Genomic DNA, 17,584 nt, shown 5'->3' with positions numbered 1-17,584 from the left:
ATTCATCTTTTTCAAAGTCAAATCACCTATGACAGACACATCGACTAAAGCGCCCCCGCTTTATCCGAAGAGCCATCTGCTCGCTGCAAGCGGAATCGCCGCCTTGCTGAGCCTGGCGCTTCTGGTCTTCCCGTCCAGCGAAGTGGAAGCCAAGAAAACTCATTTGAGCCTTGATATGGAGGCGCCTAGCCCCTCCGAACAACTGACACAGGAACAAGACGCTCCTGACGCGGTAGAAGCCACACAAGAAGCAACACCTTCTCCCTTTGCGCAGATCGATAACAGCGCCGACGAGCCGGAAGACACCGCTACCGTCGAGCCGGAGAGCAAAGACGCCAAGGTCGCCAAGGCCGAGCCCGCCGCCGCGCCGGTCAAGGACGCCAACCACCGTGAAGTCGTCGTCAGCAAGGGCGATACCCTGTCCACCCTGTTCGCCAAAGTCGGCTTGCCTGCCGCGACCGTGCACGAGGTACTGGCCAGCGACAAACAGGCCAAACAGTTCTCCCAGCTCAAGAATGGCCAGATCCTGCAATTCGAACTATCCCCTGATGGTCAGCTAAAACAGCTGCACAGCAAGCTCAGCGAACTTGAAAGCATCAGCCTGACCAAGACCGCCAAGGGTTATGCCTTTAATCAGGAAATCAGCAAGCCCAACGTACGCACTGCCTATGTCCACGGTGTGATCAGCAACTCACTGTCATTCTCGGCGCAGAAGGCCGGCCTGTCCCATAGCATGACCATGGATATGGCGAAGATTTTCGGCTACGACATCGACTTCGCCCAGGACATCCACAAGGGTGACGAATTCGACGTGATCTACGAGCAGAAGGTCGTCAACGGCAAGACAGTCGGCACCGGCAACATTCTCTCCGCCCGCTTTACCAACCGCGGCAAGTCCTACACCGCAGTTCGCTATACCAACAAGCAGGGCACGACCAATTACTACACCGCCGATGGCAACAGCATGCGCAAGGCTTTCATCCGTACGCCGGTTGACTATGCCCGCATCAGTTCACTGTTTTCCATGGGCCGCAAGCACCCGATCCTGAACAAGATCCGCGCCCATAAAGGCGTCGACTACGCGGCACCTCGCGGCACGCCGATCAAGGCCACCGGTGATGGCAAAGTCTTGTTGGCTGGCCGCCGTGGCGGCTACGGCAATACCGTGATCATCCAGCACGGTGAGACCTATCGCACGCTATACGGTCATATGCAGGGCTTCGCCAAAGGTATTCAGACTGGCAGCAATGTCAGACAAGGCCAGGTCATCGGCTATATTGGAACAACCGGCCTGTCGACTGGCCCGCACTTACACTATGAATTCCAGGTCAATGGTGTGCACGTCGACCCTCTGGGTCAGAAATTGCCAATGGCGGATCCGATCGCCAAGTCCGAAAAACAGCGGTTCATGCAGCAAAGCCAACCCCTGATGGCGCGCATGGACCAGGAAAAGGCCACCATGCTGGCCTCGAGCAAACGATAAGAATGGCCAATCTCTATATCGGTGTGATGTCCGGAACCAGCCTCGACGGCTTCGATATCGTGTTACTGGAGCAGGATGAGCGGCCACGCTTGCTGGCCACCCACTACATCCCCATGCCCGACGACCTGCGCGCCGAGCTGCTGGGGCTGTGCTCCAGCGGTGTGGACGAAATTGCCCGGGCCGGTATCGCCGAGCAGAAGTGGGTGCACTTTGCCGCACAGGGCGTGAATGCCCTGCTGGAAAAGCAAGGCATTCTCGCCGCAGAGATCCGCGCCATCGGCAGCCATGGCCAGACCATCCGCCATGAGCCAGCCCGTGGCTTTACCGTACAGATCGGCAACCCGGCGCTGCTCGCCGAGCTGACCGGCATTACCGTGGTCAGCGATTTCCGTCGCCGCGACATCGCCGCCGGCGGCCAGGGCGCACCGTTGGTGCCGGCCTTCCACGAAGCGCTGTTCGATGACAACAAAGACCATCGTGCGGTACTCAACATCGGTGGCTTCAGTAACCTGAGCCTGATCGAGATCGATAAACCGGTCTCCGGCTTTGACTGCGGCCCCGGCAACGTTTTGCTGGATGCCTGGATTCAGGCGCAGCGCGGTGAAAGCTACGACCGTGACGGCGCCTGGGGCGCCAGCGGCAAGGCGGATCCGGCACTGCTCAAGGCATTGCTTAGCGATCAGTTCTTCCAGACCAAGGGGCCGAAGAGTACTGGCCGTGAGGTGTTCAACCTCGGCTGGCTGCATCATCACCTGTTCCAGCTGCCGACCCTGGCAGCGGAAGATGTTCAGGCAACCCTGCTGGAACTGAGCGCATTGAGCATCACCGAGTCCCTGCAATCGGCGCAGACGCATACCAAAGAGTTGCTGGTCTGCGGCGGTGGCGCCCATAACAAGGCGCTGATGGATCGTCTGGCAGCCTTGTTGCCACAGACGAAAGTCAGCAGCACGGCAGCCTTCGGTGTCGATCCGGACTGGGTCGAAGCCATGGCCTTTGCCTGGCTGGCCCATTGCTGCCTGGAAGGCGTGCCCGCCAACCGTCCTACAGTGACAGGCGCCAAAGGCCTGCGCGTTCTGGGCGGAATCTACCCCGCCGGGGCCTGATTCGCGCAGAAAGCAAAACGCCGCGTTCGATACGCGGCGTTTTTGTTTGCAGCAACAGCAGGATCAGATCGAGAACGACGAGCCGCAACCGCAGGTGGTGGTAGCGTTAGGGTTCTTGATCACAAAACGCGAACCTTCCAGACCTTCCTGATAATCCACCTCGGCGCCAGCCAGGTACTGGAAGCTCATCGGGTCGACTACCAGGCTCACGCCTTCGCGCTCGACGATGGTGTCGTCGTCAGCGATGTCTTCATCGAAAGTGAAGCCGTACTGAAAGCCCGAGCAGCCGCCACCGGTCACGAAGACGCGCAGCTTCAGACGATCATTGCCCTCTTCATCGACCAGGCTCTTCACCTTGTGCGCTGCACCCTCGGTGAATTGCAAAGCGATAGGAGTGAAGGATTCGACGCTCATGTTAACTGTCTCCCGGCACCAGGCCGTCATAATGCGTAATGACGGGCATTATCCGCTTCTCCTAGAAAATTGGTCAACTATTACAGAAGGCAGCTACGAGCTTTGAGCCATGAGCTTCGAGCAGAACTGCAAGTGACTCGCATTCCACCACTCGTAGCTCATAGCTCGTAGCTCATAGCTCGTAGCTCGTAGCTGCGCTTAGGGCAACATCCCCGCATGACCAAGGCCGAGCTTCTCGTCCAGGCCGAACAGGATATTCATGTTCTGCACTGCCTGACCCGACGCGCCCTTGACCAGGTTGTCGATCACCGACAGCACCACCACCAGATCGCCGCCCTGCGGACGATGCACGGCAATGCGGCAGACGTTGGCACCACGCACACTACGGGTTTCCGGATGGCTGCCGGCCGGCATCACATCGACGAACGGCTCGTTGGCATAACGTTTTTCGAACAACGCCTGCAGGTCTACCGAGGTGTCGACGACAGTGGCGTAAAGCGTGGCATGAATACCACGGATCATCGGCACCAGATGAGGCACGAAGGTCAGGCCGACATCACCACCGGCGGCGCGACGCAGGCCCTGGCTGATTTCTGGTAGATGACGATGGCCCTTTACGGCATAGGCCTTGAAGCTTTCGCTGGTCTCGGAATACAGCGAACCAACGCTGGCACCACGGCCAGCGCCGCTGATGCCGGACTTGCAGTCAGCGATCAGGCGCGAAGTATCGGCCAGGCCTGCTTCGATCAGGGGCAGGAAACCCAACTGAGTTGCCGTCGGATAGCAGCCCGGCACCGCGATCAGACGCGCTTGCTTGATCTGCTCACGATTGACTTCCGGCAGGCCATAGACCGCTTCTTTCAGCAACTCCGGCGCACCGTGGGGCTGGTTGTACCACTTGGCCCATTCAACCGGGTCCTGCAGGCGGAAGTCGGCGGACAAGTCGATGACCTTGGTGCCCGCCTCGATCAGCTCCCCTGCCAAGGCGTGCGCTACGCCGTGGGGCGTGGCGAAGAAGACAACATCACAGGCGCCCAGGGTCTTGACGTCCGGCACGCTGAACGCCAGGCCTTCGTAGTGGCCTCGCAGGTTCGGATACATGTCGGCCACGGCCAGACCGGCCTCAGAGCGCGAAGTGATGACCACCACCTCAGCTTGCGGATGCTGTGCCAACAGACGCAGCAGCTCAACCCCGGTGTAACCCGTGCCGCCGACGATACCGACCTTGACCATGACCTGCCCTCAACGAACCTACTGGAAAGGCGTCGATGATATGAGCCTGAGCCCTTTGCGACAACCTGCAACGTGCGTCCGGCCGCTCAAGCCTCTACTATTTGGCCTCCGTGAACCTGTGGGAAAACTAGAAATGCTCTATTTGTGGGTCAAAGCGCTGCACATCGTCTCGATGGTCTGTTGGTTTGCCGGTCTGTTCTACCTGCCGCGCCTTTTCGTTTACCACTCGATGAGCGAAGACGCCGTCAGCCGTGAGCGCTTCGTCGTAATGGAGCGCAAGCTGTACCGCGCCATCATGGGCCCGGCGATGATCGCCACGCTTATTTTTGGTATCTGGATGCTCACCCTCGCACCGGGCTTTCTGAAGCAGGGCTGGTTGCATGCCAAGCTTACCCTGGTGTTCCTGCTGATCGGCTATCACCACGTCTGCGGCGCCCAGGTCAAACGCTTCGCCCGCGGCGAAAACGGTCGCAGCCATGTGTTCTATCGCTGGTTCAATGAGATTCCTGTGGTGATTCTGCTGGCCGTGGTGATTTTGGTGGTCGTCAAACCGTTCTAACTGTTTGCGCAGGGGAACTCCTGGCATTCCCCATCCCCAAAGAGAGGCTGTCGGCCATGCTGCCCCGAATAACGTGCGCGCGCCCATGGTTTTGCGCGCGCCTGCTGGCCTGAAGGCATGCCGCGCGGTACAAAGAACGACTTGCTGCCAAAGCCTGTGCAGTCGACGTTATCACCAGACAAGGAAGCCTCTATGGCCGACACCCATTACAAGATCGTGTTCGAAGGACAGGTACGCCCCGGCGTCGGCCTGGAGACGGCCAAGCTGAATCTGGCGCAGTTGTTCAAGAGCGAGACCGCCGCCGTTGAAAAGCTGTTCAGTGGCAATCCCATGTCGCTCAAGCGCGGCTTGACCCAGGCTGACGCCCAGCACTATCTCAAAGCTCTGAATGACGCCGGTGTCGAAGCCCGCATCGAAGCGGACCCGGCCATCAGCCTGAGCCTTGAAGAAGTCGAGGCGCCGAACGCAAGTGCCCGCCCGATCGAGCCGACTGCGACGGCGTCGCCCTACGCGCCACCCCGCGCGCCAGTGGGCAGCGCCGTGCAGGAATACGCGGAACTCAAGGTCATGAGCGTCCACGGGCGTATCGGCCGGGTGCGTTATCTGGCCTGGACGCTGGTCCTGACCGTGGTTGCGATAGTGGCCGCCCTTTGCTGCGCTCTGCTGGCCAGCGTCAATCTTATTCTCGGTGGCTTGCTCGGTGCCGTGGTGGCTGCGGCCTTCATTTGCGTCAGCATTCAGATCGGCGTGCAACGGGCTCACGACCTTGGCTGGTCGGGCTGGTTGTTGCTGTTGAACCTGGTACCGTTCGTCGGCAGTGTTTTCCCGATTCTTCTGGTGGTGATGCCCGGCAATGCCGCAGCCAACCAATATGGCCCGCCGCCGCCAGCCAACAGCCAGGCGGTCAAGGTACTGGCCTGGATGTGGGTGGTGTTCCTGGTAGTGGTCATTGCCGCAGGCGTGGCCGGTGGCCTGACGGCGTTCCAGCAGGAACTCGACAGCAGCGCGACCGAGTATGAGCAAAACCTGCCCAGTGACGACGATGAGGACAGCAACGGTAACGTCAAGGACTCCGCCGCCCCGGCCACCTTCTTCAAGGGCAATGAAAACAGCGACAAAAAGTGACGTAAGCGCTCTGGCACAGGTCTCATCGCCGGACCTCATCAATGGAGAACTGCATGACCCGCTACGCCCTGATCACTGGCGCTTCCAGCGGCATCGGCCTGGCCATGGCCGAGGCCCTGGCACGACGCGGGCATAACCTGCTGCTGGTTGCCCGGCAACGCGATCTGCTGGAAACCATCGCCATTGAGATGACCCAGCGCTTCGGCGTCGAAGTGCTGTTCCGCGCCTGCGATTTGGGCGAGCCGTTGCGCCTGTCCGGCTTTCTGCTGGAACTGGAAGACGGCGAGCACCCCATCGACCTGCTGGTCAACTGCGCTGGCATCGGCAGCAGCGGACCGTTCCTGGCCCAGGACTGGGGGGTGGAGCAGGACCTGATCGACCTGAATATCCTCGCCCTGACCCGCCTGTGCCATACCGTTGGCAACCTGATGGCGGTGCAAGGCGGCGGACAGATCCTCAACGTGGCGTCCGTCGCTGGCTTTGCGCCGGGGCCATGGATGAGCGCTTATTACGCCAGCAAGGCTTATGTCCTGCACTTCTCTGAAGGCTTGCGCGAGGAAGTGCGCAAGACCGGCGTGAAAGTCTCGGTGCTCTGCCCCGGCCCGACCCGTACCGAGTTCTACCGGACCGCCGCCATGGACACCGACAAGCTGAACGCCAAGACGAAAATGATGAGCGCCGAAGAAGTCGCGCTCTATACCGTTCGCGCCCTGGCGAAGAATCGCGCAGTGATCATTCCCGGCTGGCGCAACCGCCTGATGACCCTGGCACCGCGATTCGCCCCACGCTGGCTGACCCGACGGATTACCGGCGCGATCAATAAGTCCTACCTCGCACGCTGACGCATGCCCGGTCGAGCGCTACACTCGGCACACCCGACATCCACCCACAAGGAGCCCACGGCTGTGGATACTTTGTTCACCAAGATCATCAACCGGGAGATTCCGGCGAAGATCATCTATGAAGATGATCAGGTGCTGGCCTTTCACGACATCGCCCCCCAGGCGCCCGTGCATTTTCTGGTCATCCCGAAAAAGCCGATCCGCACCCTCAACGACCTCACCGAAGAGGACAAGGGCCTGGCCGGTCATATCCTGTTCACCGCGCAACGTCTGGCCCTGGAGCTGGGTTGCGAGGAAGGCTTCCGCGTAGTCATGAACTGCAATGAGATGGGCGGGCAGACCGTTTATCACATTCATATGCATGTACTCGGAAAGCGCCAGATGACTTGGCCTCCGGGCTGATCAACACCCTCCTTTGGGAGCTGGCTTGCCGGCTCCCACACCCAAGCTGACCCAGCTCAAGCCCGCCCGGCCTGATTGAGGTAAACTGCCCACCGTGGATTTATCCGGAGGTGCCCATGGCTACCGAACGTCACTACTCCCCCCTTGACCGTATTCTGTTGCAAGCCGATGCCGCGATGCGCACGTTGCTGCCGCTGAGCGCACATCCTCATCGCCCTTCCCCGGCCATTGTCCAGCCTGAAGCCAAGATGGATGAGGTGGACACCAAGCATGTCGCCGGACTGATGCGCATCAACCATACCGGCGAAGTCTGTGCCCAGGCCCTGTATCAAGGCCAGGCCCTGACTGCCAAGCTGCCCAGGGTCCGCGCGGCCATGGAGCATGCGGCGGAAGAAGAAATCGATCACTTGGTCTGGTGTGAACAGCGCATTCACCAGTTGGGCAGTCACACCAGCGTGCTCAATCCGCTGTTCTACGGCTTGTCCTTCGGCATTGGCGCCGTTGCAGGATTGATCAGCGACAAGGTCAGCCTCGGCTTCGTTGCGGCGACCGAAGATCAGGTCTGCAAACACCTGAACGATCACTTGGAACAACTGCCGCCGGAAGACGAAAAGTCCCGGGCGATTCTCGAGCAGATGCGCGTCGACGAAGAACATCATTCTGAAAGCGCACTGGAAGCCGGCGGTTATCGCTTCCCGGCACCGGTGAAATTCGGCATGAGTCTGCTGGCCAAGGTCATGACCAAGAGCACGTATCGCATCTGATCCGTGATCCCGCATAACCTCCGGGATCAACACCAGCAAAAAAGGCGCCTCAACGGGCGCCTTTCTTGTTTGCGGAATCAATCAGACCGGCATGTTGCGGCCGTAGAAGATTTCCAGCATTTCGTGTTTCACACGCTCGGTGACCTGCTCGCGTTGTTCCGGCGAGAGGTTGCTGGTGGCGTCGCCGAACAGGTAGTTATCCAGTTCGAAGTTCTTCAGCAGCATCTTGGTGTGGAACAGGTTCTCCTGGTACACGTTCACGTCGGTCATCTGATAGCCGTCGCGGGTGTCGCTGGAGAGGTAGTTCTGGATCGAGTTGATCTCGTGGTCGATGAAGTGCTTCTTGCCTTCGACGTCACGGGTAAAACCGCGTACACGATAGTCGACGGTGACGATATCCGATTCGAACTTGTGGATCAGATAGTTCAGCGCCTTGAGCGGTGAAATCACGCCGCACGTCGACACATCGATGTCCACGCGAAACGTCGCGATGCCATCGACCGGATGGATTTCCGGATAGGTGTGGACCGTGATGTGGCTCTTGTCCAGGTGCGCAAGAATGGTTTCCGGCAACGGGCCTGGCGACTCTTCGATCTGGCTGTCGGTAGGCGTCACCGGCTGCTCGGAGATCAGGATCGTCACGCTGGCGCCCTGCGGGTCGTAATCCTGGCGAGCGATGTTGAGGATGTTGGCGCCAATGATATCGACCACATCAGTGAGAATCCGCGTCAGGCGTTCGGCGTCGTACACACTGTTGATGTACTCGACGTAGGCCTGCTGGTCCTGCGGGGTTTCCGCATAGCAGATGTCATAGATGTTGAAGCTCAAGGTCTTTGTCAGGTTATTGAACCCGTGGAGCTTGAGTTTGCTTTTCACCGTTAAAACTCTCTATAAATGTGCGGCCCGGCCGCGTGATCAAGCATGCCCGTCAGATGAGCCAGGCTCATTTGCGTAGGACGGTTAACACCTCTTCGCGTTGGCGATTTTGGTTGTCTGTCGGGCACAGCCGCTGAAGACCTGCGGCCTGTGCCCTGAAAAAGGGGCGCATTATGCAGACGTCAGCAGCGGTCTGCCAGAGTCTGCACCTCTTTTATGATAGTTGGGTGTCGCTGATCAGCGGATACCGCTCAACCCAGCTCGATGATTTCGTAGTCGTGGGTGATTTTGACCCCGGCATTGCCCAGCATGATCGACGCCGAGCAGTACTTTTCCGCCGACAGTTCGATGGCACGCTTGACCTGGGTCTCTTTCAGGCCACGGCCCTTGACCACGAAATGCAGGTGAATGGCGGTGAAGACCTTGGGATCTTCCGTAGCACGCTCGGCTTCCAGGAACGCTTCGCAGCTTTCGACCGGCTGACGGGCTTTCTTCAGGATGCTGACCACGTCGAAGTTGCTGCAGCCGCCCAGGCCGATCAGGACCATTTCCATCGGCCGTACGCCCAGGTTACGGCCACCGCTTTCCGGCGGACCATCCATGACCACTACATGACCACTGCCGGATTCGCCGAGGAACATGGCTTCACCAGCCCATTGAATGCGTGCCTTCATCGCCAGGACTCTACTGAAAAAAGGGTCGCCAGCTTAACACAAGCCCATGGGCGCACTGAAAATGTGGCCAAATGCCATACATAATGATATGTACGTAGGAAATTTCGGAAATGATACAAATGCGCCTCTGATAAGCTGCGGCAACGGTTTGTCCGGCCGATAACTAAAATAACGCCGTGAGGCGAAGCACTTTTCGGGATGCAGGCATGGTTGCGATTACCGCTACACACAAGATCAAGAACCTCGACAAACTTCTCTCCCACGCCCAACGTCGTCGCTGCGCCGCTAAAAGCAACATCATCTGCGCTGGGGAGCGCTCTGATTCGCTGTACTTCATCGTCAAGGGGTCGGTCACTATCCTGATCGAGGACGACGAAGGTCGGGAGATGATAGTTGCCTACCTTAATAGCGGGGATTTCTTCGGCGAGCTGGGGTTATTCGAACAACCCGGGCTGGAAACCCAGCGCAGTGCGTGGGTGCGGGCCAAGACCGAATGCGAAGTGGCGGAGATCAGCTACGTCAAATTCCGTGAGCTTTCGCAGCAGGAGCCGGACATTCTGTACGCTCTGGGCAGCCAGATGGCCGAACGTCTGCGCGCCACAACGCGCAAGGTCGGCGACCTCGCCTTCCTGGATGTCACCGGTCGTGTTGCTGCTACCTTGCTCGATCTGTGCAAACAGCCCGATGCCATGACCCACCCCGACGGTATGCAGATCAAGATCACCCGTCAGGAAATCGGGCGCATCGTGGGTTGTTCGCGGGAAATGGTCGGTCGCGTGCTCAAGGCGCTGGAAGAACAGAAACTGGTCCACGTCAAAGGCAAGACCATGGTGGTCTTCGGCACACGCTGAATCCTAAAGAGTGTCGAGCAACCGACGATACGCCTCGGCCAGCAGATCCAGCACCTGCGCGCCAGGGAAGGCTTCATGCAACGCGATATGGCTGTCTGCAAACACGCGCTGATTCTGTTCGCAGATTTCGTTGAAACGGTTGACTGACGCGACCATCTCCTGCCGCTCGTCGTCCAGCAGCAGCGCGCCGTGCACCAGCACTACAGGACGCAGCCCGCCCTGACTCTGACGCCAGCGTTGCGCCGTGCCGACCATCTTGCGGCCGTCGAGATTGACGTTGAAACGCCCATCACAGAACGCCCCTTCGACCTCCCCCAGCGACGCCGCGCCGCCCAATCCGGTCAACACATCGAGAATCGGCTGACACAAGCGACGATAGGCCAATTCGATACGATCGCGATCAGCATCGCTGCGCGGTTGCGCGTAGACCAGGGCGACATTGACCGTGGCCGAGGATTGCGGCACCGGTTCGCCGCCGCTTTCACGCAGCAGAATCGGCCAGCCGCTGTCGGCCAGGGTCTCGCTGGCCTCATCGAAACCCGGCAGCCGGCTCATGCGCCGGGGCATGACCAAGGCGCGATCATTGGGTCGCCACATTAGCAACCCGGAATCGACCTCGCCCGAACACACCGAGGCCAAAAGATCCTGCTCGGCCTTGAGGCCTTTCTCGACGCAAATATCGACAACCTGCAAAGCCATGCGGACCTCTCTGACATCAACCCCGGCTGACGACTTTCTCCGGGAAAAACAGCCTTTCCAACTCTACACCCGGATGCTCGGCACGCATGAACGCTTCGCCGACCAGGAAGGAATAGACGTCGTGGATTTCCATCAGCTCGACATCAGCACGGTTGAGAATGCCGCTTTCGGTGACTACCAGACGATCGCGCGGAATACGTGGCAGCAGGTCCAAGGTGGTTTCCAGGCTGACTTCAAAGGTGTGCAGGTTACGGTTATTGATGCCTACCAGCGGTGTATCCAGAGTTTTCAGCGCGCGCTCCAGCTCATCGCCATCATGCACTTCGACCAGTACATCCAGGTCGACGCTCTTGGCGGTCGCCGCCAGCTCGGCCATCTTGACGTCATCCAGGGCCGAGACGATCAGCAGGATACAGTCGGCACCCAGCGCGCGCGCTTCGACGATCTGGTACGGATCGATCATGAAGTCCTTGCGGATCACCGGCAGCGAACAGGCTGCGCGGGCTTCTTGCAGATAGGCGTCGGCACCCTGGAAGAAATCGATGTCGGTGAGTACCGACAGGCAAGTTGCGCCGCCTTTTTCGTAGCTCTTGGCGATCTCGCTCGGGAAGAACTTCTCGCGAATCACACCTTTGCTCGGTGAGGCTTTCTTGATCTCGGCGATCACCGCTGGCTGCTTGCGCTTGGACTGCTCGATCAGCGCCCTGGCAAAGCCACGCGGCTCATCGGCCTTGGCGACCAGGGCTTCGAGTTCGGACAGGCTGACACGAGCACGGCATGCCGCCACTTCTTCAGCCTTGCGGGAGAGAATCTTTTCCAGAACCGTTGGCACGCTCATCCTTCATTCTCCTGCTTGAATACCGCAGTAAAGGCACCCAGCTCTTCCAGTTTTTCCCGGGCAAGACCTGTGTGCAGTGCATCGTGGGCCAATTCAACGCCTTCTTTGAGCGTAGTGGCATGATCGGCGGCGTAAAGCGCAGCCCCCGCGTTCAAGACGATCATTTCAGCGGCCTTCTGGCCATTTTCGGTCTTTCGCCGGCCCAGAGCATCGCGAATCAGCTCAAGGGACTGTGCGGGGCTGTCGACCACCAGGCCGAACAGGCTCTGGCTCTTCATACCCAAATCTTCCGGCTGCACCCAGTACTCAGTTATTTCACCGTTTTTCAGCTCGGCGACAAACGTCGGCGCCGCCAGGCTGAATTCGTCGAGGCCATCCTGGGAGTGCACCACCAGTACATGCTTGCTGCCCAGGCGCATCAGCACCTCGGCCAGCGGGCGGCACAACGCCTGGCTAAACACGCCGACCACCTGATGGCGCACGCCAGCGGGGTTGGTCAGCGGACCGAGCATGTTGAACAGCGTACGCAGACCCAGGTCGCGACGCGGGCCGGCGGCATATTTCATCGCGCCATGATGGGACTGGGCGAACATAAAGCCGATGCCGACGTTGTCGATGCAACGGGCAACCTGTACCGGCGTCAGGTTCAGATAAACACCGGCCGCCTCCAGCAAATCAGCACTGCCGCTTTTGCCGGACACCGCACGGTTGCCATGCTTGGCCACGGTGCAACCGGCCGCAGCGATAACGAAGGCCGAGGCCGTGGAAACGTTGAAGATATTCGCGCCATCGCCACCGGTGCCGACGATATCCACTACACCATCAAGCGTCTTGAGCTCGACCTTGCTCGCCAGCTCGCGCATCACCGACACCGCGCCGACGATCTCGTCGATGCTTTCGCTCTTCATGCGCATGGCCATCATAAAAGCACCGATCTGCGCCTCCGTGCACTGGCCGGTCATGATCTCGCGCATGACATCGCGCATCTCGTCGGTGCTCAGATCCAGCTGAGTGACAACACGGGCCAGGGCCGCCTTGATATTCATAGTCATAAAAAGCAGTCCTTAACCCTGACGAGTGCCGCCGGTTTGCTTGAGGAAGTTGGCGAACAGCTCATGGCCCTGCTCGGTGAGGATCGACTCAGGGTGGAACTGGATTCCCTCGACGTTCAGGGTCTTGTGACGCAGCCCCATGATCTCGTCCTGGGCGCCATCTTCCAGAGCGGTCCAGGCAGTGACTTCCAGGCAGTCGGGCAAGGTATCGAGCTTGACCACCAGCGAGTGATAGCGGGTTACAGTCAGCGGGTGATTGAGCCCCTCGAACACGCCCTTGTCTTCGTGGATGACCGGGCTGGTCTTGCCATGCATGACTTTACGCGCCCGCACCACATCACCGCCAAAGGCCTGACCAATGGACTGATGGCCCAGGCACACGCCGAGAATCGGCAGTTTGCCAGCGAAGTGCTTGATCACCTCCAGCGAGACACCGGCTTCGTTCGGCGTGCACGGGCCGGGCGATACAACGATGCGCTCGGGGTTCAAGGCTTCGATTTGTGCGACCGTCAGCTCGTCGTTGCGGATCACTTTAACGTCGGCACCCAACTCGCCCAGATACTGGACGACGTTGTAAGTGAAGGAGTCGTAGTTATCTATCATCAGCAGCATGCTGTGCTTAACCTCTTGAATTTTCTGACTTAATAGCGCCACCCGAGGATTCGCCCGCAGCAACACGCACTGGGGCGGGCGATCCCGCGCAGGGATCAGGCAAATCGGTCGAAGGCATGTCGATACAGGTCCGGCGAAGCCGGCAGGGAAGATAGTCAGGCGCGCCAACGCCAACGGGCGTGAGCCTTGATAACGCGCATCAAGAGTTTGCTGACATTCAACACGGGAGAGGTCTCGTTCATACGTTCCGGCACAGTAGCGTACGCCGCCATATGGCGCAATATCGCCGTACCTGTTGGGCATGACGAGGGGCAATTGTGAGCAAGATTGTGCCTGTTGTAACGCATCAGATACGGAAAAAATCAGGGTATCGGCCAAAATCCGGACGTTGCTGACGCCATGTGCTGTATGAGCTGGACGCTGGGCCATTGTTGGCTACTTTTCGTAAGGCATAAAAACAACGAGACAGGATGTTCTCAATGACCAAATCCCTGATATCCCTGCCCCTGGTTGCCTGCGCACTGAGCCTGGCCTGTTCTTCGGCACTCGCCGCATCCTCGCCCTACTCGACCATGATCGTATTTGGCGACAGCCTGGCCGACGCCGGGCAGTTCCCTGATGTCGGTGGCCCGCAAGGCGCTACCCTGCGCTTCACCAACCGCACCGGCCCGACTTATCAAAACGGCAGTGGCGAGTTCTTCAGCCTTAACTCATCGACCCTGCTGGGCAGCCACCTGGGCGTTGCCGCTGGCGATCTGGGTGCGTCCACTTCGCCGGTCAATGCGGCGCTGGGCCGGGCGGACGGCAATAACTGGGCGGTGGGCGGCTATCGCACTGACCAGATCTACGATTCGATCACCTCGCAGTCCCGGGTCAGCGATAACAGCAGCGGCACCGATGTCGTGCTCAGAAACCGTACCGGCTATCTGCCGGCCAATAATTTCCACGCAGATCCCAATGCCCTGTATTACCTGACCGGTGGCGGCAACGACTTCCTGCAAGGCCGGGTGACCAGTCTCGGTCAGGCAGTGGGAGCAGCAGATCAACTAGCCGCCAGTGCCCAGGTTCTGCAACAGGCGGGGGCGCGTTACATCATGGTCTGGCTGCTGCCGGATATTGGCCAGACGCCAGCAGTCTCCGGAACACCACTGCAACTGCCTTCGACCCTGCTCAGCGGCGTGTTCAATCAGGAACTGGTCAGACAGCTAGGGCAGATCGACGCCAACATCATTCCTCTGAACGTGCCGCTGCTGCTCAAGGAAACCCTGGCCGACCCGGCGCGCTTCGGTCTGGCCGCCAATCAGAATCTGGTCGGTACTTGCTTCAGCGGCAACAGCTGCGTGCAAAACAGCCAGTACGGCATCAACAGCACTACGCCCGATCCGAGCAAGTTGCTGTTCAACGACGGCGTACACCCTACGGTCACCGGGCAAAAACTGATCGCTGACTACGCTTACTCCATCCTCGCCGCGCCATGGGAAACCACCCTGCTGCCGGAGATGGCCAATGCTTCCCTGCGCGCGCAGCAGGACGAACTGCGCACACAGTGGCTGGCCGACTGGGGCAACTGGCAGGCGGTGGGCCAGTGGCAGGCGATTGTCTCGGCCAGCGGCCAGAAGCTGGATATCGACGCCCAGAGCAATTCCGCCAGCGCCGACGGCCATGGCTACAACCTGACCGCAGGTGGCAGCTATCGCCTGGCTGAAGACTGGCGAGCAGGCATGGTCGCCGGTGCCTATCGGCAAAATCTGGAAGCCGGCGAGCGGGACTCGGACTACAAGCTCAATAGCTATATCGCCACGGCGTTCCTGCAATTCCAGGCCAATCATTGGTGGGCCGATCTATCGGCGTCCGGCGGGCGGCTTGATTACGCCAACGCCAAGCGCAAGTTCGCCCTGGGCATCAGCGAAGGTGCAGAAAAGGGTGACACCGATGGCAGCCTGTGGGCCTTGAGCAGCCGTCTCGGTTTCGATATCGCCGGGGCCAGCAGCCCGTGGCATCTGTCGCCGTTCATCAGCGCCGACTATGCCCATATCGATGTCGATGGTTATTCGGAGAAAGGTTCGCGCTCGACAGCCTTGAGCTTCGATGACCAGACCCGCAAGTCGCGACGCCTGGGCGCGGGGCTGCAAGGCAAGTTCCAACTGACGCCAGCGACCTCAGTGTTTGGCGAGATCGCCCATGAGCGTGAATTCGAGAATGATCAACAGGACGTGACCATCGCCCTCAAGAGCCTGCCGTTCAACGACTTCACCCTCACCGGCTACACCCCGCAACGTAGCCTGAACCGCGCCAGCCTGGGCGTGGCGCAGAAGCTCGGTCGGGATGTGACGGTGCGGGGTGGGTATAACTGGCGCAAGAACGATGACATCACCCAGCAAGGCGTGAACGTGGCGGTGAGTCTGGATTTCTGAGCCGACGATCAATGTGGGACCGGCTTCAGCCGGGAAGGCGTCATTTCTGATCAAGGAAATGTGTCGGCTGTAGCGGCCTCTTCCCGGCTGAAGCCGGTCCCACAGATATCATTCCACATCGTGAATCAAGACTGCCGGATCAATCCTCGGCAGTCTGCTCAGCCAACGCCACGGCCTTGAACATCGCTCGGCGTTTGTTCAGGGTTTCTTCCCATTCCAGTACCGGCACAGAGTCGGCGACGATGCCGCCACCGGCCTGCACATGCAACTCGCCGTTCTTGATCACCGCCGTGCGGATGGCGATGGCGGTGTCCATGTTGCCGTTCCACGCCAGGTAACCCACGGCGCCGCCATAGACGCCACGCTTGACCGGCTCCAGCTCGTCGATGATTTCCATCGCACGGATCTTCGGCGCACCGGACAAGGTGCCCGCCGGCAGGATCGCACGCAGTGCGTCCATCGCCGTCAGCCCGCTTTTCAGCTGGCCGGTGACGTTGGAGACGATATGCATGACGTTGGAATAACGCTCGATGACCATCTTCTCGGTCAACTTGACCGAACCGATTTCCGAGACGCGCCCGGTGTCGTTACGGCCCAGGTCGATAAGCATCAGGTGCTCGGCGATTTCTTTGTCATCGGACAGCAGATCGACTTCCAGCGCATGATCGGCTTCCTCGGTTGCGCCACGCGGGCGGGTACCGGCGATCGGACGCACGGTGATCAGATTGTCTTCAACCCGTACCAGCACTTCCGGCGAACTGCCGACGACATGGAAGTCGCCAAAGTTGAAGAAGTACATGTACGGCGTCGGATTGAAGCAGCGCAGCGCCCGGTACAGATCGATGGGCGCGGCCTTGAAGTCGATGGACATGCGTTGCGACGGCACCACCTGCATGACGTCACCGGCCAGGATGTACTCCTTGATGGTGTCGACCGCGCGCTCGTAGTCACCCTGAGTGAAGCTGGAACGGAACACCGGGTCGGCCGCCTGCGGGCGACTCAGGTCCAGGCCGCGACGCGGGGTGATCGGCTGGCGCAGCTTTTCCATCAGCTCTTCGAGACGGGCCAGGCCGCCTTCGTAGGCATCCGGCTGGGCAGGATCGACCAGTACGATGGCGTGCATCTTGCCCGCCAGGTTGTCAAATACGACGACAGCATCGGACACCATCAGCAGGATATCCGGCACGCCCAGCGGATCCGGATTGCGGTTCTTGCCCAGGCGCTTCTCGACGTAACGCACGCAGTCATAACCGAAATAACCCACAAGGCCACCGTTGAAGCGCGGCAGGCCAGCGATGGTCGGCACCTTATAGCGAGCCTTGAAGGTTTCGACGAAGGCCAGCGGGTCATCCGACTCCAGGCTTTCGATCTCGACGCCATCGTGGGTCACACTGATCTTGTCCTCGTGGGCACGCAAAACGGTGCGGCACGGCAGGCCGATCATCGAGTAACGGCCCCACTTCTCGCCGCCTTGCACCGACTCCAGCAGATAGGAGTTCGGCTCGTCGGCGAGCTTGAGATAGATGGACAGAGGGGTGTCGAAGTCGGCCAGGGTTTCCAGGGCCAACGGGATGCGGTTGTAGCCTTCAGCGGCCAGACGCAGGAATTCTTCGCGGTTCATGAACAGCCTCGTGGTGTGAGGT

Annotated in this window: 18 protein-coding genes; 9 read left to right on the top strand and 9 right to left on the bottom strand. The window is 59.7% G+C overall.

All coding sequences use genetic code 11. From position 1 onward, the window contains the following. Positions 1–28 precede the first annotated feature (28 nt). On the top strand, positions 29–1,483 hold the full coding sequence (locus AC1Z24_RS02645) for a peptidoglycan DD-metalloendopeptidase family protein (protein WP_483744451.1): 1,455 nt from the start codon (positions 29–31) through the stop codon (positions 1,481–1,483). A gap of 26 nt (positions 1,484–1,509) precedes the next feature. Then, on the top strand, positions 1,510–2,586 hold the full coding sequence (locus AC1Z24_RS02640) for an anhydro-N-acetylmuramic acid kinase (protein WP_483746507.1): 1,077 nt from the start codon (positions 1,510–1,512) through the stop codon (positions 2,584–2,586). Between the two features lie 63 nt (positions 2,587–2,649). Here AC1Z24_RS02640 and erpA read toward each other — a convergent pair whose 3' ends face one another. Together erpA and argC are read right to left on the bottom strand one after the other, a co-directional pair. Beyond that, a complete protein-coding gene (erpA, locus tag AC1Z24_RS02635; protein WP_259108494.1) occupies positions 2,650–3,000 on the bottom strand; it encodes an iron-sulfur cluster insertion protein ErpA in 351 nt (116 codons plus the stop codon). A gap of 198 nt (positions 3,001–3,198) precedes the next feature. After that, positions 3,199–4,233 (bottom strand): N-acetyl-gamma-glutamyl-phosphate reductase, encoded by a 1,035-nt coding sequence (gene argC, locus AC1Z24_RS02630; RefSeq protein ID WP_259108492.1) that lies wholly within the window; start codon positions 4,231–4,233, stop codon positions 3,199–3,201. A gap of 133 nt (positions 4,234–4,366) precedes the next feature. Between argC and hemJ the strand changes: the two genes are divergently transcribed. From hemJ to coq7, 5 genes are all read left to right on the top strand, one after another. After that, complete coding sequence (hemJ, locus tag AC1Z24_RS02625; RefSeq protein WP_483744450.1) at positions 4,367–4,792, top strand: protoporphyrinogen oxidase HemJ; 426 nt, start codon at positions 4,367–4,369, stop codon at positions 4,790–4,792. Between the two features lie 192 nt (positions 4,793–4,984). Continuing rightward, entirely contained in the window at positions 4,985–5,917 is a 933-nt protein-coding gene (locus tag AC1Z24_RS02620) for a DUF805 domain-containing protein (RefSeq protein WP_483744449.1), read from the top strand. 53 nt (positions 5,918–5,970) lie between these two features. Further along, positions 5,971–6,759, top strand: coding sequence for an SDR family NAD(P)-dependent oxidoreductase (locus AC1Z24_RS02615; RefSeq protein WP_483744448.1), 789 nt, complete (start codon positions 5,971–5,973; stop codon positions 6,757–6,759). 63 nt (positions 6,760–6,822) lie between these two features. Further along, entirely contained in the window at positions 6,823–7,161 is a 339-nt protein-coding gene (locus AC1Z24_RS02610; protein WP_259108485.1) for a histidine triad nucleotide-binding protein, read from the top strand. A gap of 116 nt (positions 7,162–7,277) precedes the next feature. Further along, entirely contained in the window at positions 7,278–7,925 is a 648-nt protein-coding gene (coq7, locus tag AC1Z24_RS02605) for a 2-polyprenyl-3-methyl-6-methoxy-1,4-benzoquinone monooxygenase (RefSeq protein ID WP_483744447.1), read from the top strand. 81 nt (positions 7,926–8,006) lie between these two features. Here coq7 and speD read toward each other — a convergent pair whose 3' ends face one another. Both speD and AC1Z24_RS02595 read right to left on the bottom strand, forming a co-directional pair. After that, positions 8,007–8,801 carry an adenosylmethionine decarboxylase gene (speD, locus tag AC1Z24_RS02600; RefSeq protein WP_413309226.1) on the bottom strand — a complete coding sequence of 265 codons (795 nt, stop codon included), beginning with the start codon at positions 8,799–8,801 and terminating at the stop codon, positions 8,007–8,009. A 251-nt stretch (positions 8,802–9,052) separates the two neighbouring features. Then, positions 9,053–9,475, bottom strand: a complete 423-nt coding sequence (locus AC1Z24_RS02595; RefSeq protein ID WP_483744446.1) for an OsmC family protein — start codon at positions 9,473–9,475, stop codon at positions 9,053–9,055. A 206-nt stretch (positions 9,476–9,681) separates the two neighbouring features. Between AC1Z24_RS02595 and crp the strand changes: the two genes are divergently transcribed. Beyond that, complete coding sequence (crp, locus tag AC1Z24_RS02590; protein WP_483744445.1) at positions 9,682–10,326, top strand: cAMP-activated global transcriptional regulator CRP; 645 nt, start codon at positions 9,682–9,684, stop codon at positions 10,324–10,326. Between the two features lie 3 nt (positions 10,327–10,329). On the opposite strand, the gene AC1Z24_RS02585 is transcribed toward crp, so the two are convergent. From AC1Z24_RS02585 to AC1Z24_RS02570, 4 genes are read right to left on the bottom strand one after another with little or no spacing between them, the layout of a single operon-like run. Then, entirely contained in the window at positions 10,330–11,025 is a 696-nt protein-coding gene (locus AC1Z24_RS02585; protein ID WP_483744444.1) for a lipoate--protein ligase family protein, read from the bottom strand. A 16-nt stretch (positions 11,026–11,041) separates the two neighbouring features. Next, entirely contained in the window at positions 11,042–11,863 is an 822-nt protein-coding gene (trpC, locus tag AC1Z24_RS02580; protein WP_483744443.1) for an indole-3-glycerol phosphate synthase TrpC, read from the bottom strand. After that, complete coding sequence (gene trpD / locus AC1Z24_RS02575; RefSeq protein WP_259108516.1) at positions 11,860–12,909, bottom strand: anthranilate phosphoribosyltransferase; 1,050 nt, start codon at positions 12,907–12,909, stop codon at positions 11,860–11,862. Before trpD ends, trpC begins: the two co-directional genes overlap by 4 nt. Before the next feature lie 18 nt (positions 12,910–12,927). After that, positions 12,928–13,527, bottom strand: coding sequence for an aminodeoxychorismate/anthranilate synthase component II (locus tag AC1Z24_RS02570; protein ID WP_259108473.1), 600 nt, complete (start codon positions 13,525–13,527; stop codon positions 12,928–12,930). Between the two features lie 479 nt (positions 13,528–14,006). Here AC1Z24_RS02570 and estP point away from each other — a divergent pair, with 479 nt between their 5' ends. Then, a complete protein-coding gene (gene estP / locus AC1Z24_RS02565; RefSeq protein ID WP_483744442.1) occupies positions 14,007–15,941 on the top strand; it encodes an esterase EstP in 1,935 nt (644 codons plus the stop codon). A 139-nt stretch (positions 15,942–16,080) separates the two neighbouring features. Here estP and trpE read toward each other — a convergent pair whose 3' ends face one another. Beyond that, a complete protein-coding gene (gene trpE, locus AC1Z24_RS02560; RefSeq protein ID WP_483744441.1) occupies positions 16,081–17,562 on the bottom strand; it encodes an anthranilate synthase component I in 1,482 nt (493 codons plus the stop codon). Between the last annotated feature and the right edge of the window lie 22 nt (positions 17,563–17,584).

This window comes from Pseudomonas sp. JL23 (genome assembly GCF_056933585.1).
The sequence above is the reverse complement of the archived record's forward strand: the minus strand, read 5'-3'. Positions and strand labels throughout refer to the sequence as shown.